This is a genomic window from Azospirillum sp. A1-3, assembly GCF_023806445.1.
GTDB lineage: Bacteria > Pseudomonadota > Alphaproteobacteria > Azospirillales > Azospirillaceae > Azospirillum.
Genome location: NZ_JAMSLU010000001.1, coordinates 277,501 through 301,509, shown reverse-complemented (window position 1 = coordinate 301,509; position 24,009 = coordinate 277,501). Strand labels below are relative to the sequence as shown.

Here is a 24,009-nt window from a genome sequence, read left to right as displayed (position 1 = left end):
GCCCGCCCCTAATCCTTCCGTCGCCTCTCGACAGCCCCGATTTTTCGGGGAGCTTTGTTATCGCCTATCGAATGAGCATGGTCCTAATGGCCAACTGAACATCCTTGTTATCGGTGATAGCGTCACATCGTTCGCATCACCAACAAAGATGAAGTCGAAAGCCATGACAAGCATGGAGACCGAGACACAGACTCATTCGGGACGCTGCTTCTGCGGTGCGGTGGAGGTGGAGGTCACCGGATCGCCGGAGGCCATGGGCTATTGCCACTGCCGGTCCTGCCGCTCCTGGTCCGGCGGTCCGGTCAATGCCTTCACCCTGTGGAAGCCGGACGCGGTGCGCGTGACCGCGGGCGCCGAGCATCTCGCGACGTTTCAGAAGACGCCGCTCAGCCAGCGTCAGTATTGCGCGAAGTGCGGCGGGCATCTGATGACCAATCACCCGCCGCTCGGCCTCGTGGACGTTTTCTCCGCGACCTTACCGACCCTGACTTTCACCCCCGCCGTTCACGTCAACTATGCCGAGACCGTACTGCCCATGCGGGATGGCCTGCCAAAGCTGAAGGACTTCCCGGCGGAGTTTGGCGGTTCCGGCGAAACGATGGCGGAATAGCGGCTTCGCTCACCAGTAGCGCATCGCATCCGCGTACAGCCCACGCAGGTCGTCCTCCGACACCGGGCGCGGGGCGATGGTCAGCAGGCGTTGCTGGGCGGCGGCGCCCTTGACCAGACCCGGAATGTCGGCCTCGCCATAGCCCAGCGCCGACAACCCGTTCGGCAGGCCGGTGGCGCGCATCATCGAAATCAGCCGGGTCGCCAGCAACTCGCCGCCATCTTCCGGCGAGGCGCCGCGCGTGTCCGCCCCCAGCGCCTCGGCGGCGCGCAGATGGGCCTCCGGAGCCGCCGGGCCGGTGAAGCGGAAGGCGGCGGGGGCGTTCAGCACCACCGAGATGCCGTGCGGCACCATTGGGTCCACCGTCTCGTAGCCCGTCGCGGTGAAGCTGTGGTTCATCCCGGCCACCGAATAGGACATGGCGTGCGGGATGTGCACCCCGGCATTGCCGAAGGCCAGACCGGCCAGCGTCGCCGCAAACATCAGCGCGTCGCGCGCTTCCAGGCAGTCGGGGTCGTTGACCGCCCGTTCCAGCCATTGCCCACCCAGCCGGATTGCCTGCAGGCTGCCGATGTCCGACCACGGGTTGGCGCCCTGGTAGGGCGGACGCGCCGTCGGCGACTCCGGTTTCGGGCGGGAGCGGAAGGGGCGCGCTGTGTGGCTCTCGATGGCGTGGGTCAGCACGTCGAAGCCGGTGGCGGCGATGGCGCCGGGCGGCAGGCTGTCGATGGTGCGCGGATCGACGACCGCAAGATTCGGCCGCAGGTAGCGCGACGAGATGCCGGTCTTCACCTGCTTTTCCACATGGTCGAAGATGGCGACGCCGGTGGTCTCGCTGCCGGTGCCGCAGGTGGTCGGGCAGGCGATGTGCGGCTTGACCGGACCGGGGACCGGGATGCCCTCCCCCAGCGGCTTGTTGACGTAGGCGAGGAAGTCGGCCGGATAGGTCGCATAGAGGTTCGCCGCCTTGGCGGTGTCGATCACCGATCCGCCGCCGATCGAGACATAGCCGTCGAAGCCGCCATCCCGCGCGAAATCGGCGGCGTCGAGGAAGGACGCGCTGGTCGGCTCCACCCGGCAGCGGTCATAGACCACCGGATCCATGCCGGCCCGCTTCAGCCCATCGAGCGCCATGGCGAAGGGCGCGGTTGCGGCAACCCGCGGGTCGGTGAACAGCGCCACCCGCGTCATGCCCAGCGACAGCGCGTCGCCGCCCAGCTCGGCCAGCATGCCGGGGCCGAACTTCATCCGCGCCGCTTCGACGGTAAAGCCCTCCTCGCCGTCGGGCAGGATGGGATAGGCGTTGCCGTGCGTGTCGCTTGCCATGAGCGCTGCTCCTCCGGTTGCACGGGCCGGGTTTGCCCCGGCCCATCCTTGCCCGTATGGGAGCGTCCCGCGCCCGGCCTGTCAATGCGTCCGTTGGTCCAACAGATTGTCGGTGGGTGGGAGCGGCGACTCCGGTGTCCCACCGGCCGGCGGCGGGCGCAGCAGCCGCTGATAGAGCCAGCCGGTGCCGACCAGACAGAGGCCGAGGCCGAGGAAGGAGGCGACGCGATACATCCCCTCCAGGTCGGACATGTCGCTCAGGAACACCTTGGCGACCACCGCCAGCACGAGAATAAGCCCGGCATGGCGCATCCAGCCCCAGCCGAAGCGGATGCCCGCCACCAGCATCGCCACCGCGAACAGCAGGAAGCCGGCGGAATAGCTGTACCATTCGGCGTCCGACACCCCGTAGCCAGCCAGGACCGGCCCCTGGAAGGCGTGGCGGATCTCCAGCGCCAGATTGGTGGCGATCAGCAGCAGCGGCAGAACCGGAGCGGCGCTGCGCAGGCTGCGCGACGGCGGCGGGTCGTACCACAGATAGACCAGCCCCAGCACGGCCGGCGCGCCATAGGCCAGCAGCAGCCGGTTGACCACCGGCCAGGTGCCGACCCATTCGAAATTCCACAGCGGGTTCAGCGCGGTCAGATGCAGGAAGACGACGTTGAAGGCGGCCAGCAGCACCAGCAGGCGCCGTCCCCACACCGCGACGGGCCGCGCGCTCCACCGCCGGTCGGCCGCCAGCAGCAGGGCGAGGCCGAGCCAGGACAGGGTGTGCAGCGCCACCTCCGCCAGGGTGGACGGCGCCTCCTCCAGGCTGCCGGACATCCAGCGGTGGATGCCCAGCGACAGCATCAGGGTGGTGAAGATCAGGGCGCCGGCCTCCAGCACCATCACCACCAGATCGTCGCCCGTTCCATCCGGCGCAGACCGCATCCAGCGCGCCGCCGCCAGGAAGCCCAGCGCCGGCAGGCCATAGCCGTAGGCGATCCAGCCATAGCCTTCGTAATCCAGCACATACGGATTGACCGCCAGCCGCACCAGCACGGCGACCGCCACCAGCAGGGTGACGCCGCGCAGCTCGCGCAGATTCAGCTGCTGCTCCAGCCATGCCAGCACCGGCACCTGCATCGCCAGCGCGACCGTCAGCCACGCCTCCTGCAAGACCATGGTGGCGCCAAGCGCAATGGCGCCGGTGGCTCCGGCGGCGAAGGCGGCGAGCCCCAGCGAGGCGCCCGGACGGTGGCGGTGGCGGGCCAGCGGCGTGGTGGCGCCGACCAGCAGGCCGGCAAGCCCCAGCGCGGCGGCCGGCCAGCCGATGGCGGTCTCCGGCGGTGCCACCACGGCATAGGCCAGCGTCAGCAGGGCCAGCGGCACCAGCGCCGATAGCGACGCCCACGGGGCGGCCCGCCGCGCATCCCACAGGGCGATGAAGCCGCCGATGCCGAACAAGGCGGCAAATCCGCCGGCCACCCACAGGAAATGCGCGACCGCCGCCGGATAGCCGGCGGGATCGACGACGATCAGCGGCTGGCCGTCCGCATTCAGCGGCGGCGGGCTGGCGGGGACATAGGGCAGGCTCCAGGGCGCCAGCGACAGCAGCACGGTCAGCGCGGCAATCCAGGCGACCCCGGCGATCCGCTCCGTCCGCCGGCCGGCGACCATCGCCAGCAGGGCGAACAGGCCGAGCGCGATCAGCGACACCGAGCCGTGGTCGTCGATCCAGGTGACGGCGGCGACCAGCAGGCCGAACAGCCGCATCGCCATCATCGCCAGCCGGTCGGCGGGGTGGCGCTGCTTGCGCCGGATCCAGTCGGGCAAGGCCCGGCGCCAGCCGGTGGTGGGGGCGGGCTCGGGCGGAGTCTGGTCCAGCACGCCCAGCACCGCCGGCACCAGGAACAGCGCCGAGGTCAACAGCAGGTAGATGCCGGTCGGCAGCGCGTCGCCGCTGCGCCAGGGGTCGATCAGCCAGAGCAGCGGCCACAGCGCCGCACCGGTCAGCGCCCCCCAGCCGAGCCAGCGCCAGCCGCGATACAGCACCACCGCCATCCCCGCCCCGTTCAGGGCCAGCAGATAGGCGAACAGGCCCCAGGCGTCGGGATTGTCCGTCGACACCAGAAGGGGAGAGACATAGCCGGCCAGCAGCCCCAAAGCCGCGATGAGCGGCCCCTGCAGCAGCGACAGCCCGATGCCGATCAGCGACAGGGCGGCCAGCAGTGCGAAGGCGACCAGCGGTGCGAACAGGCCGAACAGGGCGAAGCCGCCATAGACGCTGATGAAGGCGGTGAACAGGCCGGCGGCGGTCAGGGCCGGCGGCACGTAATCCGGCTGCAGGGCGGCGACAGCACGCTGCATCGGCCGGCGGCGCAGCCACTCGCCCCCCACCATCAGTCCGAAGCCGGCGAGCAGCCCGAGCGCGACGCGGACGCTCGGCCCGAGCCAGCCGTGATCGACCGACAGCTTGATGAAGAAGGCCGCCGCCAGCGCCATGGTGCCGCCGCCGAGCCAGATCAGCCATCGCGAGGCCAGCGATTCCTCCAACTCGCGCCAACCCGCCCGCGGCGGGGCCGGAGCGGCGGGTTCCGGTGGCGGAGGGGCCGCCGTTTCTTCCGCTTCGGACGCGAAGACCGGTTCGCCGATCTCCTCCTCGGGAAGCGCTTCGACCTCGGGGACCGGCACCTCGGCGGGAGCGGCCTCGGCGGAAGAGAGCGGCAGCGCGCCGGTCAGCGCCTTGTCCAGCCTGCCGCGCAGGAGAGCGATTTCAGCCGCCTGTGCCTTCAACCGCCGGTCCAACCGGTGGGTGATGAAGCCGAAGATCAGCAGTAGAACGACGAACTCCATGACCGCACCGCCTGCACGACGTTGCCCCTCTATCGGGGGCGTTTTGCCGCAGCATAGCCTTGCAACAATGCACTGTCTCGGTCGTGCTGGAGGCTCCCACCAAAGGAGAGTCCGCCGATAATCGAGAGTTCGTCGGACCTACGTGCGGGGCGGTTCCATTCCCAGCCGCGCCATCGTCGCCAGCGCGTCGTCGACGGCGTGGAAATCGGCGGTGTTGTCGAAGACGCACCAGACCGGCCGCAGCGCCGCCTCCGCCAAAAACCTCTCGGCCAGCGCGTCCAGCACCGCCGGCTCGTACGCGGAGCGGTAGATCACCGGCGACCCGTGCAGCCGCCAGTACCGCAGCCCGTCCCAACCGCCCGGCTCGCCGGCTCCCGGCACCGGCGCGGGATCGGCGGCGACGCGGGCAACGCGGTGGGCGACCAGCAGCGACTCGGCCGCGTCGGTGAACCAGGAGGCGTGGCGCGGCTCGCACACCACGTCGCCGTCGAAGCGGGCGCGCAGAAGCGCGAAGAAATCCTCCGCCACCCCACGGTCGAACCGCAGGCTGGGCGGCAGTTGCACCAGCAACGGACCGAAGCGGTCGCCCAGCATCCCCGCCTCCGCCAAAAAGCGGTCCAGCGCCGCCTCCGTGCCGACCAGCCGAGCCTCGTGGCTGATCGCCTTGGGCAGCTTCACCGCGAAGCGGAAGCCGAGCGGGGTGGAGGCCGCCCAGCGCGCCCAGGTCTCCGGCTTGTGCGGACGGTAGAAGCTGCTGTTCACCTCCGTCATCGGCATGACGCGGGCGGTGCGTTCCAGATGGGTGCCCTCGACCGGGAAGGCCGGGGCCGAGAGCTTCGGGATGCTCCAGCCGGCGGTGCCGATGCGGATCGGGTGGGCCGTCGCCATCACTCGGCGGGAAGCCCCTGCGCCGGGGCGGCTCCGTCATCCGCCTGCCGGCCATCTTCCTGCCGGCCCCGGCGAGCGCGCAGCGACTCGGCCTCGACGAAGATGCGCCGGATGATCGGGTATTGGCTGCGGATGCGGCTTTCCAGCGTGCAGACGGCGTCCTCCACCTCGCGGGCGTTCAGGCTGTCCTGGAACTCCACCGACAGGTTCAGCAGCACGTCGTCGGGGCCCATATGCATGGTCAGCACATCGAGCGGGCGCTTCACCCGCGCCTCCTCGCCGACGATGCGGCGGATGCCCTCGACGATGCGGCGGTCGGCCGACTCGCCGATCAGCAGCCCCTTCGACTCGTAGGCGAGCAGCGCAGCGACGATGGCCAGCACGACGCCGATGGCGATGGAGGCATAGGCGTCGTAGATGGGATTGCCGGTCACTTCGCCCAGATAGAGGCCGATGCCGGCCAGCAGCAGGCCGACCAGCGCCGCCGTATCCTCCAGCAGCACGACGAAGACCGACGGATTCTTCGAGCGGTGGAGCGCCGACAGGATGCCGACGCCGCTCTGGGTGCGTCGGAACTCGCGCAGCGCGACGAACCAGGAGAAGCCCTCGAACAGCACGGCGAAGCCCAACACGGCGAAATTCACCCAGGGGCTTTCCACCGGCTCCGGGTTGGACAGGGCGTGCCAGCCGTCATAGACGGACAGGCCGGCACCGATGCCGAACAGCAGCACGGCGACCACGAAGGACCAGAAATACACCTCGCGCCCATGGCCGAAGGGATGCTGCGGGGTCGGCGGACGGCGGGCGCGGCGGATGCCGTAGAGCAGCAGCAACTGGTTGCCGCTGTCGACGACGGAATGGATCGCCTCGCTGAACATGGCGGCGCTGCCGGTCATCGCGCTGGCGACGAACTTGGTCAGCGCAATCATCAGATTGCCGCCGAGCGCGGCGAGCACGACCTTGGTGGAGCCTTCGGCCAAAGCGGGAACCCTTCGCTGGAGCGGATGCCGGACTGCCCATGAGCAACGTCCGCCGGCCGTCCCGGTTCCCTGAGAATCCCCTCTCCCCCCCCCCGGGGAGAGGGTTAGGGTGAGGGGGATGCATGGCGGGGATCAGTCAGAATGCCGGCGCTCCGGATTCCCGATACAGCCACGCCGCGGTTCCCCCTCACCCCGACCCTCTCCCCGGGGGGAGAGGGAGATTTCATCAGGGACCGCGCAGGGTCCGCCAGGCGCAGACCGCGGCGTAATAGACGGAGGTCGCCAGCCACAGGCCGAACAGCCAGCCCGGTCGCGCCGGCTCCAGCACCACCAGCGCGATGCAGCAGAGCAGCCAGACCGTGGTGACGCCGATGTTCAGCGGCATCAGCGCCTTGACGCGGAAGGGATGCAGGAACTTGACCGTGGTGAAGGTCAGCAGCCCCAGCGCCACCACCACCGCCGCATTGAACCAGGGGCTGAGGTCGAGCAGCCACAGATAGAGGGCGACAACGTTCCAGATCGCCGGGAAGCCGACGAAATAATTGTCGCCGCTCTTCATCCCGACATTGGCGAAGCAATAGAGCGCGGTCAGCAGGACCCAGGCGGCCAGCGCGATGCTGATCAGCCCCTCCGGCAGAAGGCCGAAGCGGTGCATGAACACCGCCGGCACGACGACATAGGTCAGGTAGTCGATCACGAGGTCCAGCGCCGACCCGTCGATGCCCGGCAGCACCTGCTTGACCGAGACGCGGCGGGCCAGCGTGCCGTCGACGCCGTCGACGACCAGCGCGATGCCCAGCCACATCAGGCACAGCTTGGCGTCGCCCGCCGCCGCCGCCAGCAGACCGAGCAGCCCCAGCACGGCGCCGCTGGCCGTGAAGATGTGAACGCCCCAAGCCGACAGGCGTTGGGTGATTCCGTAGGCGGCGCTCATGCTGATGTTTTCCGTGGGTGGCAAGGACAAGGTGATGACCTGAACGGGGCGGGGATGGGAGGATGGGCGGAGAAGCGGGCGGATTTTCTGACACAGATGAACTTAGATAAACACAGAATTGTGGGGGTACGGAACCCCCGGCTCCGCCCACGCTGACGTGCGCCCCGGTCCTTGCCGCCCTCCCCGCCTTGCCGCTCAGGCCGCCCGTGCGCCACCCTGGCGGAAGGCGGCGCGGCCGGCCAGCGCGTCGGGCATCGGGCCGCCGGTCGCCCAATCCAGCAACTCCACCGTGTGGACCACCGGCAGTCCTGTGCCCGACGCGATCTGGGTGATGCAGCCGAGATTGCCGGCCGCCACCGCCTGGGCCTGCGTGCTTTCGATGGCGGCGACCTTGCGGTCGCGCAACTCCCCCGCCAGTTCCGGCTGCAGCATGTTGTAGGTGCCGGCCGACCCGCAGCAGAGATGGGCGTCCGGAATCTCCTTCACCAGGAAGCCGGCGGCACGCAGCAGGGCGCGCGGCGGCTCCTTGATGCGCTGGCCATGCTGCATCGAACAGGCGGAGTGGTAGGCGACCGCCTGCCCCGTCTCCACCACCGGCCGGGCCAGCCCGATCTCGTCCATCAGTTCGGTGACATCCTTCGCCAGCGACGCCACCCGCGCCGCCTTGGCGGCATAGGCGGAGTCCTCGCGGAACATGTGGCCGTAATCCTTGACGCTGGTGCCGCAGCCCGATGCGTTGATGACGATGGCGTCCAGCCCCTCGCCCTCGATCTCCTTCGTCCAGGCGTCGATGGTCTTCTTCGCGGCGGCGTGGGCGAGGTCCTCCTTGCCCATGTGGTGCGTCAAGGCGCCGCAGCAGTCGGCGCCCTTGGACACCACCACCTCCACCCCGTGGCGGGTCAGCAGGCGGATGGTCGCCTCGTTGATCTGCGGCGCCAGCACCTGCTGGGCGCAGCCGATCAGCAGGGCCACCCGCTTCTTGCGCGCCCCCTCGGCCGGATGGGTGCCGGGCCGGTCGCTGTAGCTCGGCGCCGGGACGCTGGACGGGGTCAGCGACAGCATGGCCGACAGCCGCTTCGGCAGCATGACGCGGAACGGCCGGCCGAGCGAGGCGCCAAGCAGGGCCATCCGGAACAGCCGCGGGTTGGGCAGCACCCGCGCCAGCAGGTCGCGCACCGCCCGGTCGGCCGGCGGGCGGGTATAGGTCGCCTCGATATGGGCGCGGGCATGATCGACCAGATGCATGTAATGGACGCCCGACGGGCAGGTCGTCATGCAGGACAGGCAGGACAGACAGCGGTCGATGTGCTTGACCGTGGTGTCGGGCGGCGGGCCGCCCTTCTCCAGCATGTCCTTGATCTGGTAGATGCGGCCACGCGGGCTGTCCAGCTCGTCACCCAGGATGGTGTAGGTCGGACAGGTCGCGGTGCAGAAGCCACAATGCACGCATTTGCGCAGGATCTGGTCCGATTCGCGGATCGCGGCATCGGCCAGTTGGGCCAGCGAGAAGTTCGTTTGCATCGAGATCGGTCTTCCCGTTACAGCCCCGCATACATGCGGCCGGGGTTGAGGATGCCCTTGGGGTCGAAGCTTTCCTTGACCCGGCGGCTCAGCGCCATCAGCGGCTCGGGCAAGGGCTGGAACACGTCCGTCGCCGCGCGCACCGCCTCGGGCGCCCGCACCAGCGTGGCGTGGCCGCCGGCGGAGAGCGCGGTGCGGATGGTTGCCGCCGAGTCGGGCGGCGCCGTCACCCAGACCAGCCCGCCGCCCCAGTCATAGAAGACCTCGACGTCGAGCGTCCGACGGATTGCCTCGACGGTGGCGGGGCCGGCCGAGGGGGGAACGGAGAGTTTCCAGAGGTGGGAGGTGTCGCTGCGCTTGCCCCCTCCCCGACCCTCCCCCGCTGGCGCGGTGGAGGGAGATTGGGGCGTCATCGGCAAGGCCCCCTCTCCCGCCGAAGGCGGGGGAGGGTTGGGGAGGGGGCCATCGGCGACCACTTCCCCCAACCCCACCCCATCCCTCACCTCGCGCCAGACAGCCAGCGAGTCGTCACGCCCCAGCACCCCATCGGCCCGAAGCTCTTCGCGCAGCATGGTGACGCGCGCGGCGACCGAGGGGCCGAAGCCCTCCAGCCGCACCAGCGTCACCGCTCCGGCCGCTCCCGCCACCTCGGACACACCCGACCGCGCGGCGGTCCCCGCCGGCAGATGGGCGGCGCCCGACACCTCGTAAGGGCTGCGCAGCGCGCGGTCGAGCATCGCCACCGCCGCCGCATCATCCAGCCCGAACAGCAGCAGAGTCGCGGTGTCCTCCGGCGCCGGCAGCACCTTGACCGTAATCTCGGTCAGCGCGGTCAGCGTGCCGAAGGAGCCCGCCATCAGCTTCGGGACGTCATAGCCGGTGACGTTCTTCACCACCTTGCCGCCGCCCTTGTAGGCCTCGGCCCGGCCGCTGACGCCGGCGATCCCCAGCGTGTGATCGCGGGCCGACCCGGCGGAGATGCGGCGCGGACCGGCCAGCCCGCTTGCGACCAGACCGCCCAAGGTTCCTCCTTCCGGCGGCTCGAAGGCCAGATGCTGCCCACGGTCGGACAGCATGGCGCGGATGGTGTCCATCGGCGTGCCGGCCAGCGCGGTCAGCACCAGCTCCTCCGGCTCATAGGCGATGACGCCCGACAGGCCCGACAGGTCGAGCACGTGGCCGGCCTGCACCGGGCGGCCCAGCCCGCGGCGGCTGCCGCTGCCGAGGATTTCCAGCGGCTCGCCGGCCGACAGAGCCCAGCGCACCGCGTCGGTCACCTGCGCGGCGGTCTCCGGCTTCAATGTGGTGATGGTCATGACGGACAGCGGCCCTTCAGAAGCGCGGGATGTCGGGGAAGCGCAGTTCCCCCTGGTGGACATGCAGCCGGCCAAGCTCGGCGCAGCGGTGCAGCGTCGGGAAGACCTTGCCGGGGTTCAGCAGACCGTCGGGATCGAAGGCGCATTTCAGCCGCTGCTGCTGCTGGAGGTCGGCCTCGTCGAACTGGTCGGTCATCAGGTCGCGCTTCTCGACGCCGACCCCATGCTCGCCGGTCAGCACGCCGCCGACCTCGACGCACAGGCGCAGGATGTCGTTGCCGAACTCCTCCGCCGCCTCCAGCTCGCCCGGCTTGTTGGCATCATAGAGGATCAGCGGGTGCAGGTTGCCGTCGCCGGCATGGAAGACGTTGGCGACCCGCAGGCCGCAGCGGTCCGACATCTCCTGCATCCGTTGCAGCACCAGCGGCAGCGCCTTGCGCGGGATGGTGCCGTCCATGCAGTAGTAATCGGGGCTGATCCGCCCCACCGCCGGGAAGGCGGCCTTGCGCCCGGCCCAGAAGGCCAGCCGCTCCTCCTCGCTGGTCGACACGCGGGCATAGCAGGCGCCCTTGTCGCGGGCGATGGCCTCCACCCGGTCGATCAGGTGGTCGACCTCCGCCGCCGGGCCGTCCAGCTCGACGATCAGCAGCGCCTCGACGTCCAGCGGGTAGCCGGCATGGACGAAGGCCTCCGCCGCGTGGATGGCGGGGCGGTCCATCATTTCCATGCCGCCGGGGATGATGCCGGCGGCGATGATCGCCGCCACGCAGTCGCCACCCTGCTCGCTGGTCGGGAAGCCCAGCAGCACGGCGCGGGCGGTCGCCGGCTTCTTCAATATGCGCACCGTGACCTCGGTCACCACGCCCAGCAGCCCCTCCGACCCGGTGATGATTCCCATCAGGTCGTAACCGCCGGCGTCCAGATGCTTGCCGCCCAGCCGGATGACGGTGCCGTCCATCAGCACCATTTCCAGCCCCAGCACATTGTTGGTGGTCAGCCCGTATTTCAGGCAGTGCACGCCGCCGGAATTCTCGGCGATGTTGCCGCCGATGGTGCAGGCGATCTGGCTGGACGGATCGGGGGCGTAATAGAAGCCCTCATGCGCGACCGCGTTGGAGATGCCGAGATTGGTCACCCCCGGCTGCACGGTGACGCAGCGGTTGGCATAGTCGATGTCGAGGATGCGCTTGAACTTGCCCATCCCCAGCAGCACGCCGTCGGCCAGCGGCAGCGCCCCGCCGGACAGCGAGGTGCCGGCGCCGCGCGGCACCACCTTCACCCCCATCGCCTTGCAGGCCTTCAGGACCTGCGACACCTGCTCCACCGTGCTGGGCAGCACGGCGACCATCGGCAGCTGGCGGAAGGCGGTCAGGCCGTCGCACTCATAGGCGCGCAGCTCGTTCTCGTCGACGATGACGCCTTCGCCGGGAACGATGGCGCGCAGCGCCTCCACGATCTCCCGGCGGCGGGCGATCACCCCGCTGTCCGGCACCGGCATCTTCATGGCGGGCGGTCCTTATCCCGTTGCGGCGAACTCGTCCGCCACACGTACCATCCGCCGGGATCCTAATACAAGCCGATGCCGCTCATGATCGGGAGGCCCAAAACGCAAGAGCCGCACCCGAAGGCGCGGCTCTTGCGTAAACACCCGATGACGGAGAGGCTGGGCGCGATGCCCTGCCTCGCAGTCGATCGACCCTTGCGGATCGATCAGCCCTGGCGGGCCTTGAAACGGGGGTTCTGCTTGTTGATGACGTAGACGCGGCCCTTGCGGCGGATCACGCGGCAGGCCTTATGGCGCGTCTTCATCGACTTCAGGGAGTTGACGATTTTCATGATGCTGTTCCTGAACGCTCGGCGGCTCGATTGAAGGCGCGCACCATAGTGCGGTGCCCACCAACTGTCAACGCCCGGGAATGGCCCGGAATGCCGTCCTTTTCCATCGGCCTGCCGCCGCCCGTTCCGCCGTCCGCGGCCCATCCGGCGCCACAGCCGCGAGTACCGATGAATGCATCGCACATCACAGGCCGATAAAGATTTCATCGCCCTCCCGAATAAAGGGAAAAAACCTGGCGACAAGACGCCAAAGCATATCGGACGCCTGCAACTCTGCGTTAAGGCCCATCGGCGGCCGGGAGGCGGAAGACGACTGTCCGCCGACGATTCTCGACTTCCCGCCGCCGAGAGAGGAAAAGCAAAATCTTCGGACTTCCACGGCATATCTGCAGTACACATTTGGATTTTCCCATCCCGGCTATCAATCATACCCGATTTTCTGCGGTGTATTGACGCGATGACGCGAAGCCATATGCTTCAGCATTGAAGGATTGTTCTTGCTGAATTAGGAACAATCCCAGATATTCCGCGGCAGCCGGACCGTCGCCATGCGCGATTACAGCGAACCCGCCGGAATGGCTGCCGTTTTGTACCGAATCGGCCCGGATGCCGCCCCTTGCCGCACGGCAAGCCGCCTCCGGCCCGCCCGCACGGTGCATTGTCGAAGGGGGGACCATGACGTTCTGGAAAGCTCTGACCCTGGCATCCGTGGCCGGCGCTCTGTTCCTGTCGGCGACGCATGCCCGGGCGGCCTATCCGGAGAAGCCGATCACGATGATCGTCGCATTCGGCACGGGCGGCGGCACCGATCTGCTGGTCCGTACGCTGGTACCCTTTCTTGAACGGCATCTGGGCAACGGCGCCCGGATCGAGGTGGTGAACAAGCCCGGCGCCGGCGGCGAGATCGGCTTCGCCGCCATCGCCGACGCTGCTCCCGACGGCTACACCATCGGCGCCATCAACTCGCCCAACGTCAACGCCATCCCGATCGAACGCCAGGCCCGCTATTCGCTGGACCGGCTCGACCCGCTCTACAATCTGGTGGACGATCCCGGCGCCTTTGCGGTCCACCAGGACAGCCCGTTCCGCTCGCTGGCCGACGTCGCCGCCTTCGCCAAAGCCAACCCCGACAGCGTGACGGTCGGCACCACCGGCATCGGGTCCGACGACCATCTGGCGATGCTGATGTTCCAGCGCCAGGCCGGCGTGACCTTCACCCATGTGCCCTTCCAGGGCGCCGCCGCCAACGAAGCGGCTTTGGCCAACAAGAAGATCATGCTGAGCGGCGTGAACATGGGCGAGGCGATGCAGTACAAGAAGAAGGACCGCATCCGCATCCTGGGCGTGATGACCGAGCAGCGGCAGCCGCAGGCGCCGGACATCCCCACCTTCACGGAGCAGGGCTTTTCCACACTGATGTCGTCGCTGCGCGGCTTCGCCGCCCCGCGGGGGCTGCCGCCCGAGGTGCGGGCAAGGCTGGTCGACGCCCTGGCCGGTACCGCCGACGATCCGGCGTTCCAGGCCAGGATGAAGGAGTTGTATCAGCCTCTCCGCCTGCTGCCTCCCGACCAGTACGCCGCCGAACTGACCAGATCGACCAAGGACCTGCGCGACCTGTGGGCCACCGCCCCCTGGCTGAGGTGAGCGCCGGACAGCTCCACCGCCCGCCCCTGTCCTTGTAGGGCCTTGCTTGCAGTCGCCGGGCAAAAGGCGGAAAGTCGCGGCCACCGCATCCCGCCCACGGTTCCGGAATTTCCCCTTGCGGCTGCTGCTGATCGAAGACAACCGCCGGCTGGCGTCCCTGACCGCCGAGGGGCTGCGCAAGGCCGGATTCGCCGTCGACCTCGTCCACAGCGCGGAGGATGCGTCGGCCGCCCTGGCGGTCGCCGGTTTCGACGCCGTCCTGCTCGACCTCGGCCTGCCCGACGCCGACGGGCTGACCCTGCTGTCGGCGCTGCGGGCGCGGGCCGACACCACCCCGGTGCTGATCTTGACCGCCCGCGATGGGGTGGACGACCGGGTCAGGGGCCTGAACCTGGGGGCCGACGACTATCTGCTGAAGCCCTTCGCGCTGGAGGAGCTGGTGGCCCGCATCCGCGCCCTGCTGCGCCGGCCGGGAGCGGCGCTGGGCATGGTGCTGCAGCAGGGCAACGTCGCCTTCGATTCGGCCGCCCGGCTGGCGACCGTCGCCGGCCGGCCGCTGGACCTCAGCCGGCGCGAGCTTGACGCGCTGGAGCTGCTGCTGCGGCGCGCCGGCCGGGTGGTGTCGAAGGCGGCGCTGGAAAACGGCCTCTACGGCTTCGGCGACGAGGTCGGGTCGAACGCGGTCGAGGTGCTGATCCACCGGCTGCGCAAGCGGCTGCAGGCCGCCGGTGCGACGGCCGGCGTCCAGACCTTGCGCGGCATCGGCTATATCCTGACCGAAGCCCCGGCGGAGGTGGGCGGGGAGAGCGGAGAATGAGCGCTGGCACGACTGAAAGCCGCCCGCCATCCCTGCTGGCGGCCATCGCCCGCTGGCTGGTGCTGGTCACGCTGCTGGCGGTCGCCACCACGGCGCTGCTGCTCTATGTCGAGTTCAAGGGCACCCACGACCGCATGCGCCAGCGGACCCTGTCCGGCGTCGCCCGCGTCATCGAGAAGGCGATTCGCGGGCCTGACGACCAGAAGAAGGACGGCCGGCTGAACACCGACCTGCCCGAGTCGGTGCGCGCGATGCTGCGGGTGAATGCCGCCTCCTTCGCCGTGGTCGATGGGGACGACCGGCTGCTGCTCGGCTCCGACGGGGTGGACGGCCCACTCGACCCCAGCGCGACGGACCGGCCGCGCAACGTCTTCCGCGTGCCGGCGCAGAATGGCGAACCGCCGCTCTATGGGCTCAGCCACCGCATCACCGTCGGCGGCCAGCCCTATTGGATCCAGGTGGCCTCCGCCGAGGAGGAGCTGCACATCGAATGGCTGCTGGAGGAGTTCGTCGAGCATTTCGGCTGGATCTGGCTGCCCTTCGCCCTGGTGCTGATCCTGGTCAACCTCGTCATCATCCATCGCGGCCTCCGCCCCCTGCGCCGCGCGTCGGCCCGCGCCGCCGCCATCGGGCCGGACAGCGTGTCGGAACGGCTGCCGGAACAGGGCATGCCGCGCGAGGTCCTGCCCCTGGTCCGCGCGGTCAACCAGGCGCTGGACCGGCTGGAGGCCGGCTACGAGGCGCAACGCGGCTTCATCGCCGACGCCGCGCACGAGCTGCGCACGCCGCTGGCGGTGCTGGACGCCCATCTGGCGCTGATCGGCACCCCCGGCGCCCCGATCCGCGAGGATGTCGCCGGCATGGCCCGGCTGGTGGACCAGCTGCTCGATCTGGCCCGGTTGGACGCCCTGCGCATCGCCCCCGACGATATGGTCGATCTGGCCCGGCTGGCGGTGGAGGTCTCGGCCCACCTCGCCCCACTGGCGCTCGGGCAGGGGCGCCTGATCGAGGTGGTCGGCGACGACCGGCCGCTGCCGGTGCGCGGCGCTCATGACCCGCTGTTCCGCGCCCTGCGCAATCTGGTGGAAAACGCCGTCTGCCATGCCCCCGCCGGCAGGACGGTCAGCGTCGAGCTGGCGGTTTCGGCCGCCGGCGAGCCGGTGCTGCGGGTGATCGACCGCGGCCCCGGCATTCCGCCGGACCTGCGCGCCCATGTGTTCGAACGCTTCTGGCAGGGCGGCCGCGACCGCGCCGACGGCTCAAAAGGTGCCGGGTTGGGCCTGTCCATCGTCGCCCGCACGATGGCGGCCCATGGCGGCAGCGTCTCGGTCGAGGACACCCCCGGCGGCGGCGCCAGCTTCACCCTGCACTTTCCGCCTATGCAGCGGCGAACCGACGCAGGACGCCCGATCCCGGCTGCCTCCGGCGCCCCGTAAGCCACATGTAAGCTTGGCAGGATAGACCGGTGGGGACTGCCCCTCCCCAGCCGCGCCGGCATGACCGGCCCCGGCCCCTCACCGCTCTTGTCCCACCGCTCTTGCCAGGATGACCGCCGATGCTGTCCGCCATGTCCTCCGCCACCCTGCCGTCGATGCCGTCGCCGCTGCAGAGCCGTCCCGCTTCCACGCCGGCCCCCACCGGGATCGACAGCGACGGCGACCGGGACAACGACACGACCGAGAGCGCCGCCGCCAAGGCCGCCGAGTCGCGCGGGTCCGCTCCCAGCCTGCCCGCCGACCCCAACCGCGGCCGCACCCTGAACATCACCGCCTGAATGGAGGCGCGATCAACGCCGCCCTTCCACAGGAGTCCGTCCGATGCCCAACACCTACAGCGCAACCCAGAAAACCCTGCACTGGCTGATCGCCCTTCTGATCGTCGGCGTCTATCTGCTGACCTTCGGCGAGGACTTCTATGAACGCGGTCATCCGATGCGCGCCACGATCTGGTGGCTGCACATCTCCTTCGGCCTGTTGCTGTTGGGGCTGGTGCTGGCGCGGATCGGGCTGCGCTTCACCCGCGGCACGCCCGCCCTGCCGCCGGAGATGACGCCGGTCGAACGCGGCGCCTCCCAGGCCGTCCATCTCGGGCTCTACCTCCTGATGCTGGGCATCCCGCTGGTCGGCGTGGTGCTGACCTGGCTGCGCGGCGACACGCTGTCCTTCTTCGGCCTGTTCACCATCCCCTCCCCGGTCGAGGCGGACCGCACGCTGGGCCGCTCGGTGAAGGAGATCCACGAGCTCGGCGCCAACCTGATCCTGGCGCTCGCCGCGGTTCATGCGGCGGCGGCCCTGTGGCACCACTTCGTCCGCCGCGACAACGTCCTGACCCGCATGTTGCCCGGCCGGGGCAGCGAACAGCACGGCCTCGCCGACTGAACCGAGGGCGACCCACGGCTTTCCCCATCCGCGCGAGCGCGACCCCTGTGCGCTCGCGCGATCAGACGCTATAGTCGTCTCCATACACATGCATGGCGATGACCGATGGCAGGACGCAGGACGGCAGGACAAGCTTCGGGGGGACGCGGCCGGAGTGCCCGCGGAACGGCGGGCAAGGACGGCGGCGCGCAGATGGACGATGCCGGCCAGAGCGCCGGCCTCCTGCCCTTCCCGGACCTGCTGTCGTCCCCGACCGATGCCACCACCGACGTCTTGCCCACCACCACAGACGGCGGGACGGAGGACGGAGCGGAGGACGGCGATCCCCATTACCTCGACCACCGCAACCGGCTGCGCCGCCGCTTCCTCGACCGCGGCGCCGACGCGCTGGAGGATTACGAGCTGCTGGAGATGGTGCTGTTCGCCGCCAGCCCGCGGCGCGACGTGAAGCCGCTGGCAAAGCTGCTGATCCGCACCTTCGGCGACCTGTGGGGGGTGGTCAACGCTCCGCCCGAACGGCTGCGCGGCCTGAAGGCGGAGGGCGTGTCGCTCGGCACCGACAACGCCGTCGCCACCGTGCGGATCGTCGGGGCGGCGGCCCTGCGCGCCCTGCAGCAGCGGGTGATCGACCGGCCGGTTCTCGCCTCCTGGCAGGCGCTGATCGATTATTGCGCCGCCGCCATGGCGCATGAACCGACGGAGCAGTTCCGCCTGCTGTTCCTCGACCGCAAGAACAAGCTGATCGCCGACGAGGTGCAGCAGCGCGGCACCATCGACCACACCCCCGTCTACCCGCGCGAGGTGGTGAAGCGGGCGCTGGAGCTGTCGGCCGCCGCCGTGATCCTCGTCCATAACCACCCCTCCGGCGACCCAACCCCCAGCCGCGCCGATGTCGAGATGACCAAGGAGATCGTCCGTGCCGGCAACGCCGTCGGTCTCGTCGTCCACGACCATCTGGTGATCGGCAAGGGCGGCCGCCACACCAGCTTCAAGGCGCAACGCCTGCTGTGAAAGCCCGGCTCTCCCGCTTCCCCCTTCTCCCGCTTCCCATGCAGCCGCGCCATGCGCCGCCACTTTGCATTTGCGAATCGGTCGCCATTTTGTTGACCTGACGGTGCCCCGCCGAAGGAATCGACTGACCGCATGTGCTCCTCGCCCTTATCCTTGAAGCGCCGCAGCCTGTTGATCGGGTGCGGAGCGCTGGTTCTGATGTCCGACCGCGCTCTGGCCGCCCCCGCCGCGCCGCGCCGTCTCAGCCTGAAGAACCAGAACACCGGCGAATCCTTCGACGGCCCCTATCGCGACGCCTCCGGCCCGCTGCCCGACGCGATGGCCGATCTCGCCAAGTTCCTGCGCGACCACCGCGCCAACAAGGAAGGGCCGGTCGACGTCGGCACGCTCGACTTCTTGGCCGACATCCTGGAGGCGGTGGGCCAGTCCAAGGCGACCATCCTATCGGCCTTCCGCACGCCGGAAACCAACGCCATGCTCGCCGCCCGCAGCCTGGGTGTGGCGGAGCACAGCCAGCATCTGCTGGGCCGCGCCCTGGATGTCACCCTGTCGTCGCGCCTACCCGACGCGCACCGCAGCGCGCTGGACCTCAAACGCGGCGGCGTCGGCTGGTATCCACGCTCGCATTTCCTGCACATCGACACCGGCCCGCTGCGCAGCTGGGAAATGTTCGGCCAGAATCTGGACGGGCTGTTCGCCCCCGGCGCCCGCAGCCCCCGCCTGCGCAGCGTGTCGCAGCGCATGCAGCTCCACCGCGCGCTTGCCCGCCGCCAGATGCTCGGGCGCCGGTGAGCGGGGACCTGCATTGACCTGATGGGGGTGGATCTTTCCGGCATCCCCAGGTAGGACTGCCGCCATGACCGACCGCATCGCCCTCACTGCCCCGATGTATTATCCGCCGCTCGCATAGCGCGGCGTCGATCGGTCATACCCGAAACCATGCCGTCGCAAGTCCGGCGGCCATGGTTCTCTCCCCATACAGAGACAGTCTCCGGACGGCCCGGCCAACCGTAGAGATGTCTCATATGCCGACCAGTTCCAATGCCGCCGACTTCCTGCACATCCTGCGGGAGCGCGGCTTCCTCCACCAATGCAGCGACCCGGCCGACGACCTGTCGGGCCTCGCCGCCGCGGCGCCGGGCGGGGCGCTGGCCGCCTATGTCGGCTTCGACGCCACAGCGGCAAGCCTGCATGTCGGGCATCTGCTGTCGATCATGGCGCTGCGCTGGCTTCAGCGCACCGGCAACCGCCCGATCGTGCTGATCGGCGGCGGCACCACCAGGATCGGCGATCCCAGCTTCCGCGACACCACGCGACCGATGCTGGACGACGCCCAGATCGCCGTCAATGCCGCCGGTCTACGCGGTGTCTTCGGCCAATACCTGACCTTCGGGGACGGTCCGACGGATGCCATGATGGTCGACAACGCCGATTGGCTGGACGGGCTCGACTACGTGCCCTTCCTGCGCGATGTCGGCCGCCATTTCACCATCAACCGCATGCTGAGCTTCGAGTCGGTGCGCCAGCGGATGGAGCGCGAACAGCCGCTGACCTTCCTGGAGTTCAACTACATGATCCTCCAGGCCTATGATTTCCTGGAGCTGTCGCGGCGCCACGGCTGCCTGCTGCAGATGGGCGGATCGGACCAGTGGGGCAACATCGTCAACGGCATCGAGCTGGCCCGCCGGGTCGACCGGCGCGAGCTGTTCGGCCTGACCACGCCTCTGCTGACCACCGCGTCGGGCACCAAGATGGGCAAGACCGCCGGCGGTGCGGTGTGGCTGAACGCCGACGCGCTGAGGCCCTTCGACTTCTGGCAGTTCTGGCGCAACACCGAGGATGCCGACGTCGGCCGCTTCCTGCGCCTGTTCACCGAATTGCCGCTGGACGAGATCGCCCGGCTGGAGCGGCTGGAAGGCGCCGAGATCAACGAGGCGAAGATCATCCTGGCGACGGAGGCCACCCGCCTGTGCCATGGCGCGGCCAAGGCAGACCGGGCAGCCTCCGCCGCCGGCAGCCCCTTCGCCCCCGATGGCGACGTCCTGCCGGAGGTCACTCTGCGGCTTGCGGAGGGGACCAACGGCGTGCCGCTGGTCGATGCGCTGGTGGCGGCCGGCCTGTCGGCCTCCAAGGGCGCGGCGCGCCGCCTGATCCGCGAGGGCGGCGCCCGTCTGGACGGCCAGCCGGTGACGGACGAGGCCTCGACGCTCACCGCACCGGCCGTCCTGTCGGCCGGCCGCAAGCGCCATGTCCGCCTGATCCTTACCCCCTGACCGGAGGCGTGGCGTCAGCTCTCCAGCTGACGCCACATCTCCATGTCGCGCTCGGCGGTCCAGATGCGGGGATCGACGTGGCCGGTCGCCTCGTCATAAGCGCGGGTGACGTTGAAGGGCATGCAGTGGTCGAAGATCACCCACTGGCTGAACTTCGGCTTCAGCGCGGCGTAGGTGTCCTTGTAGATGGCCCGCAGGTCCTTGCCCTGGGCCACGCCCTGCTTGACCAGTTCGAACAGCTCGCTGGTGAAGGCGCGGGTGCCGCGCAGCCCCTCCTGCACCTGCTCCGCCGTGGTCAGGGCGGCGCCGCGACCGGGCACCAGCTTTTCGGGCTTCAGCGCAGCGATGGCGTCGAGCGTCGCCGGCCAGTTGGTGAAATAGGCGTCGCCGCAATAGGGGGTGGCGCCATATTCGACGAGGTCGCCGGAGAACAGGATCTTCTGCTGCGGCAGCCACACCACCGTGTCGCCCTTGCTGTGGCCACGGCCGAGTTGCAGCAACTGCACCTCCAGTGATCCAAGCCACATCGTCATGTGGCCGCGGAAGGTGATGGTCGGCCAAGTCAGGCCGGGCACCGATTCAACGGCGCGGAACAGGCGAGGGAAGCGGCCGATCTCGCTCGCCATGTCGGCCTCGCCGCGCTCGACGATCAGGTCGCGGGTGTCCTCGCTGGCGATGATCTGTTCCGGCGCATAGCCCGACGCGCCCAGAACGCGCACCGCATGGTAATGCGACAGAACGACATGGCGGATCGGCTTGTCGGTGACCTCGCGGATGCGGCGGATAACGTCCTGAGCCATCACCGGAGTCGCCTGGGTGTCGATCACCATCACCGCATCGTCACCGATGACGATACCGGTGTTGGGATCGCCCTCCGCCGTGTAGGCATAGGCGTTGTCCGACAGCTTGTCGAAGCTGACGGTCTTCTCGTCCAGGTCGGCGTGCGAGGCGAAGTTCTTGGACATCCGGTTTCTCCACAGACGCGGCCGACGCCCCCAACCCTCAAGGTGGCGCGACCATCATTGATCGGTTGGGCCAACCATATCGTTGCATCTGAAACCATGCAATGCGTTTGCGGGGCTGGAATGGCGCCTGTACCGCTGGAGACCATGAACAGCAAAGAGCCCGCTCTCCTTGCGGAGGCGGGCTCTTTGCTGATTTGGTTGCGGGGGCAGGATTTGAACCTGCGGCCTTCAGGTTATGAGCCTGACGAGCTACCGGGCTGCTCCACCCCGCGGATGTTCTTGATATGGGCTGATGGATGGTGAAGATGCAAGCTTATGCTTTGGTGTTTGGCGTCTCTTGAGCCTGAGTGACCTGGCGGCGACCTACTCTCCCACGTCTTAAGACGCAGTACCATTGGCGCGGAGGCTTTTCACGGCCGAGTTCGGGATGGGATCGGGTGTTTGACACCTCGCCATGACCACCAGGTCACCAAGGCTCAAGACCGACGCTTTATCCGAAGCATGTGCTTGTTCAGTGCAAGTGAGGTGAGGAGTATCGAACTGGCGGTGTTGCGTCAAGCAGGCTTGCTGCTGCGCATGGCGCGGTTGTGTGGGGGTGAGATCAAGCCGATCGAGCGATTAGTAAGGCTTAGCTTCGAGCATTGCTGCCCGTCCACATGCCTCCTATCGACGTGATGGTCTGTCACGGCTCTCAAGGGAGCTCTGGTTTAGAGGTGGGTTTCCCGCTTAGATGCTTTCAGCGGTTATCCCGTCCATACTTAGCTACCCGGCCATGCCACTGGCGTGACAACCGGTGCACCAGAGGTATGTCCATCCCGGTCCTCTCGTACTAGGGACAGATCCTCGCAAAACTCCGACACCCACGGCAGATAGGGACCGAACTGTCTCACGACGTTCTAAACCCAGCTCACGTACCACTTTAATCGGCGAACAGCCGAACCCTTGGGACCTGCTCCAGCCCCAGGATGTGATGAGCCGACATCGAGGTGCCAAACGACTCCGTCGATATGGACTCTTGGGAGTCATCAGCCTGTTATCCCCGGCGTACCTTTTATCCGTTGAGCGATGGCCCGTCCACGTGGAGCCACCGGATCACTATGGCCGACTTTCGTCTCTGCTCGACTTGTCAGTCTTGCAGTCAGGCGGGCTTATGCCATTGCACTCGACGAGCGATTTCCGACCGCTCTGAGCCCACCATCGCGCGCCTCCGTTACACTTTGGGAGGCGACCGCCCCAGTCAAACTACCCGCCATGCAGGGTCCCGGACCCGGGTAACGGGCCACGGTTAGATGCCAGAGACTTCAAGGGTGGTATTTCAAGGATGGCTCCACACGAGCTGGCGCCCATGCTTCCAAGCCTCCCACCTATCCTACACATGAAGTCCCTAGCACCACTGCAAAGCTGTAGTAAAGGTGCACGGGGTCTTTCCGTCTGACCGCGGGAACTCCGCATCTTCACGGAGAGTTCAATTTCGCTGAGTTGGTGTTGGAGACAGCGGGGAAGTCGTTACGCCATTCGTGCAGGTCGGAACTTACCCGACAAGGAATTTCGCTACCTTAGGACCGTTATAGTTACGGCCGCCGTTTACCGGGGCTTCAATTCAAGGCTTGCACCTCTCCTCTTAACCTTCCGGCACCGGGCAGGCGTCAGACCCTATACGTCGCCTTGTGTGGCTTCGCAGAGCCCTGTGTTTTTAGTAAACAGTCGCTACCCCCTGGTCTGTGCCCCCCGCCATGGCTTGCGCCACAACGGGGCCCTCTTCTTCCGAAGTTACGAGGGCAATTTGCCGAGTTCCTTCAACACCATTCTCTCAAGCGCCTGGGTATACTCTACCAGTCCACCTGTGTCGGTTTGGGGTACGGTCTATACGGCGGGGCTATTTCCTGGAACCGGTCCACAGCATGTCCAATCCGATAAGGACATACACGCTTTCCGATCCGTCACCTCCGCCAGGCCCACGAATATTAACGTGGTTCCCATCGACTACGCCTTTCGGCCTCGCCTTAGGGGCCGGCTCACCCTGCGTGGATTAACCTTGCGCAGGAACCCTTGGACTTTCGGCGACAGTGTTTCTCACACTGTTTGTCGCTACTCATGTCAGCATTCTCACTTCCGATACCTCCAGGCGGCCTCACGGACACCCTTCGCAGGCTTACGGAACGCTCCGCTACCACGTGATCGAAGATCACATCCGCAGCTTCGGTACACGGCTTGAGCCCCGATACATTTTCGGCGCAGGCCGGCTTAACTAGACCAGTGAGCTATTACGCTTTCTTTAAAGGATGGCTGCTTCTAAGCCAACCTCCTGGTTGTCATGGCCTTCCCACATCCTTTCCCACTTAGCCGTGATTTGGGGACCTTAGCTGGCGGTCTGGGCTGTTTCCCTCTCGACGATGGACCTTAGCACCCACCGTCTGTCTGCCGGACTGCACTCTGCGGTATTCGGAGTTTGGTTAGGTTTGGTAAGGCTCGCGCCCCCCTAGCCCATCCAGTGCTCTACCCCCGCAGGTGATATCCGACGCGCTACCTAAATAGCTTTCGCGGAGAACCAGCTATTTCCTGATTTGATTGGCCTTTCACCCCTAGCCACAGGTCATCTCCGACTTTTTCAACAGGCGTGAGTTCGGTCCTCCAGTGCGTGTTACCGCACCTTCAACCTGCCCATGGCTAGA

At 68.0% G+C, this 24,009-nt stretch carries 19 protein-coding genes, 1 tRNA gene and 2 rRNA genes (1 of these 22 only partly in view); 9 read left to right on the top strand and 13 right to left on the bottom strand.

Annotated features, from left to right (window positions below; all coding sequences use genetic code 11):
- Positions 1-148 precede the first annotated feature (148 nt).
- Positions 149-610, top strand: a complete 462-nt coding sequence (locus M5E06_RS01395) for a GFA family protein (RefSeq protein ID WP_252136904.1) — start codon at positions 149-151, stop codon at positions 608-610.
- Between the two features lie 9 nt (positions 611-619).
- Here M5E06_RS01395 and M5E06_RS01390 read toward each other — a convergent pair whose 3' ends face one another.
- The 9 genes from M5E06_RS01390 to ykgO form a co-directional block, all read right to left on the bottom strand.
- Complete coding sequence (locus M5E06_RS01390; protein ID WP_252136903.1) at positions 620-1,936, bottom strand: hydroxyacid-oxoacid transhydrogenase; 1,317 nt, start codon at positions 1,934-1,936, stop codon at positions 620-622.
- An 81-nt stretch (positions 1,937-2,017) separates the two neighbouring features.
- Entirely contained in the window at positions 2,018-4,774 is a 2,757-nt protein-coding gene (locus M5E06_RS01385) for a DUF2339 domain-containing protein (RefSeq protein WP_252136902.1), read from the bottom strand.
- Between the two features lie 138 nt (positions 4,775-4,912).
- Entirely contained in the window at positions 4,913-5,662 is a 750-nt protein-coding gene (locus M5E06_RS01380) for a DUF72 domain-containing protein (protein ID WP_252136901.1), read from the bottom strand.
- A complete protein-coding gene (locus tag M5E06_RS01375) occupies positions 5,662-6,642 on the bottom strand; it encodes a cation diffusion facilitator family transporter (protein ID WP_252136900.1) in 981 nt (326 codons plus the stop codon). The genes M5E06_RS01380 and M5E06_RS01375 overlap by 1 nt, the downstream gene beginning before the upstream one ends.
- 226 nt (positions 6,643-6,868) lie before the next feature.
- On the bottom strand, positions 6,869-7,576 hold the full coding sequence (gene pcsA / locus M5E06_RS01370; RefSeq protein WP_109075280.1) for a phosphatidylcholine synthase: 708 nt from the start codon (positions 7,574-7,576) through the stop codon (positions 6,869-6,871).
- 195 nt (positions 7,577-7,771) lie between these two features.
- Positions 7,772-9,097 carry a glycolate oxidase subunit GlcF gene (glcF, locus tag M5E06_RS01365; RefSeq protein ID WP_252136899.1) on the bottom strand — a complete coding sequence of 442 codons (1,326 nt, stop codon included), beginning with the start codon at positions 9,095-9,097 and terminating at the stop codon, positions 7,772-7,774.
- Positions 9,098-9,114: 17 nt separating this feature from the next.
- Complete coding sequence (locus M5E06_RS01360; RefSeq protein ID WP_252136898.1) at positions 9,115-10,413, bottom strand: FAD-binding protein; 1,299 nt, start codon at positions 10,411-10,413, stop codon at positions 9,115-9,117.
- Positions 10,414-10,429: 16 nt separating this feature from the next.
- Complete coding sequence (locus tag M5E06_RS01355) at positions 10,430-11,917, bottom strand: FAD-linked oxidase C-terminal domain-containing protein (RefSeq protein ID WP_109150155.1); 1,488 nt, start codon at positions 11,915-11,917, stop codon at positions 10,430-10,432.
- 206 nt (positions 11,918-12,123) lie between these two features.
- Positions 12,124-12,249 (bottom strand): type B 50S ribosomal protein L36, encoded by a 126-nt coding sequence (gene ykgO / locus M5E06_RS01350; protein ID WP_012973122.1) that lies wholly within the window; start codon positions 12,247-12,249, stop codon positions 12,124-12,126.
- 675 nt (positions 12,250-12,924) lie between these two features.
- Here ykgO and M5E06_RS01345 point away from each other — a divergent pair.
- The 8 genes from M5E06_RS01345 to tyrS all read left to right on the top strand — a co-directional run bounded on the left by M5E06_RS01345 (position 12,925) and on the right by tyrS (position 20,372).
- Entirely contained in the window at positions 12,925-13,893 is a 969-nt protein-coding gene (locus M5E06_RS01345) for a tripartite tricarboxylate transporter substrate binding protein (protein WP_252136897.1), read from the top strand.
- A 115-nt stretch (positions 13,894-14,008) separates the two neighbouring features.
- Positions 14,009-14,710: a response regulator transcription factor gene (locus M5E06_RS01340; RefSeq protein ID WP_252136896.1), complete on the top strand. Its 702-nt coding sequence runs from the start codon at positions 14,009-14,011 to the stop codon at positions 14,708-14,710.
- Positions 14,707-16,146, top strand: a complete 1,440-nt coding sequence (locus M5E06_RS01335) for a sensor histidine kinase (protein WP_252136895.1) — start codon at positions 14,707-14,709, stop codon at positions 16,144-16,146. The genes M5E06_RS01340 and M5E06_RS01335 overlap by 4 nt, the downstream gene beginning before the upstream one ends.
- A gap of 119 nt (positions 16,147-16,265) precedes the next feature.
- Positions 16,266-16,484: a hypothetical protein gene (locus M5E06_RS01330; protein WP_252136894.1), complete on the top strand. Its 219-nt coding sequence runs from the start codon at positions 16,266-16,268 to the stop codon at positions 16,482-16,484.
- A gap of 43 nt (positions 16,485-16,527) precedes the next feature.
- Positions 16,528-17,088 carry a cytochrome b gene (locus M5E06_RS01325; protein ID WP_252136893.1) on the top strand — a complete coding sequence of 187 codons (561 nt, stop codon included), beginning with the start codon at positions 16,528-16,530 and terminating at the stop codon, positions 17,086-17,088.
- A 105-nt stretch (positions 17,089-17,193) separates the two neighbouring features.
- Positions 17,194-18,099 (top strand): RadC family protein, encoded by a 906-nt coding sequence (gene radC, locus M5E06_RS01320; protein WP_502801953.1) that lies wholly within the window; start codon positions 17,194-17,196, stop codon positions 18,097-18,099.
- 198 nt (positions 18,100-18,297) lie between these two features.
- Complete coding sequence (locus M5E06_RS01315; RefSeq protein ID WP_252136891.1) at positions 18,298-18,891, top strand: YcbK family protein; 594 nt, start codon at positions 18,298-18,300, stop codon at positions 18,889-18,891.
- Between the two features lie 233 nt (positions 18,892-19,124).
- Positions 19,125-20,372, top strand: a complete 1,248-nt coding sequence (tyrS, locus tag M5E06_RS01310) for a tyrosine--tRNA ligase (RefSeq protein WP_502801952.1) — start codon at positions 19,125-19,127, stop codon at positions 20,370-20,372.
- A 14-nt stretch (positions 20,373-20,386) separates the two neighbouring features.
- On the opposite strand, the gene M5E06_RS01305 is transcribed toward tyrS, so the two are convergent.
- The 4 genes from M5E06_RS01305 to M5E06_RS01290 form a co-directional block, all read right to left on the bottom strand.
- Complete coding sequence (locus tag M5E06_RS01305; RefSeq protein ID WP_252136889.1) at positions 20,387-21,337, bottom strand: MBL fold metallo-hydrolase; 951 nt, start codon at positions 21,335-21,337, stop codon at positions 20,387-20,389.
- A gap of 195 nt (positions 21,338-21,532) precedes the next feature.
- A tRNA-Met gene (locus M5E06_RS01300) sits at positions 21,533-21,609 on the bottom strand.
- 78 nt (positions 21,610-21,687) lie between these two features.
- Positions 21,688-21,803, bottom strand: a 5S ribosomal RNA gene (gene rrf / locus M5E06_RS01295).
- A 131-nt stretch (positions 21,804-21,934) separates the two neighbouring features.
- Positions 21,935-24,009: ribosomal RNA gene (locus tag M5E06_RS01290) — 23S ribosomal RNA — on the bottom strand; it runs 670 nt beyond the window's last position.

Excerpts from the sequence above, each read along its gene's own strand:
- pcsA (WP_109075280.1), bottom strand. The coding sequence starts at position 7,576 with ATGAGCGCCGCCTACGGAATCACCCAACGCCTGTCGGCTTGGGGCGTT.
- M5E06_RS01305 (WP_252136889.1), bottom strand. The coding sequence starts at position 21,337 with ATGTCCAAGAACTTCGCCTCGCACGCCGACCTGGACGAGAAGACCGTC.
- M5E06_RS01345 (WP_252136897.1), top strand. The coding sequence starts at position 12,925 with ATGACGTTCTGGAAAGCTCTGACCCTGGCATCCGTGGCCGGCGCTCTG.
- M5E06_RS01390 (WP_252136903.1), bottom strand. The coding sequence starts at position 1,936 with ATGGCAAGCGACACGCACGGCAACGCCTATCCCATCCTGCCCGACGGC.
- ykgO (WP_012973122.1), bottom strand. The coding sequence starts at position 12,249 with ATGAAAATCGTCAACTCCCTGAAGTCGATGAAGACGCGCCATAAGGCC.
- M5E06_RS01360 (WP_252136898.1), bottom strand. The coding sequence starts at position 10,413 with ATGACCATCACCACATTGAAGCCGGAGACCGCCGCGCAGGTGACCGAC.
- tyrS (WP_502801952.1), top strand. The coding sequence starts at position 19,125 with ATGCCGACCAGTTCCAATGCCGCCGACTTCCTGCACATCCTGCGGGAG.
- M5E06_RS01330 (WP_252136894.1), top strand. The coding sequence starts at position 16,266 with ATGCTGTCCGCCATGTCCTCCGCCACCCTGCCGTCGATGCCGTCGCCG.
- glcF (WP_252136899.1), bottom strand. The coding sequence starts at position 9,097 with ATGCAAACGAACTTCTCGCTGGCCCAACTGGCCGATGCCGCGATCCGC.
- M5E06_RS01325 (WP_252136893.1), top strand. The coding sequence starts at position 16,528 with ATGCCCAACACCTACAGCGCAACCCAGAAAACCCTGCACTGGCTGATC.
- M5E06_RS01315 (WP_252136891.1), top strand. The coding sequence starts at position 18,298 with ATGTCCGACCGCGCTCTGGCCGCCCCCGCCGCGCCGCGCCGTCTCAGC.
- M5E06_RS01385 (WP_252136902.1), bottom strand. The coding sequence starts at position 4,774 with ATGGAGTTCGTCGTTCTACTGCTGATCTTCGGCTTCATCACCCACCGG.
- M5E06_RS01335 (WP_252136895.1), top strand. The coding sequence starts at position 14,707 with ATGAGCGCTGGCACGACTGAAAGCCGCCCGCCATCCCTGCTGGCGGCC.
- M5E06_RS01355 (WP_109150155.1), bottom strand. The coding sequence starts at position 11,917 with ATGAAGATGCCGGTGCCGGACAGCGGGGTGATCGCCCGCCGCCGGGAG.
- M5E06_RS01380 (WP_252136901.1), bottom strand. The coding sequence starts at position 5,662 with ATGGCGACGGCCCACCCGATCCGCATCGGCACCGCCGGCTGGAGCATC.
- radC (WP_502801953.1), top strand. The coding sequence starts at position 17,194 with ATGGCAGGACGCAGGACGGCAGGACAAGCTTCGGGGGGACGCGGCCGG.
- M5E06_RS01395 (WP_252136904.1), top strand. The coding sequence starts at position 149 with ATGAAGTCGAAAGCCATGACAAGCATGGAGACCGAGACACAGACTCAT.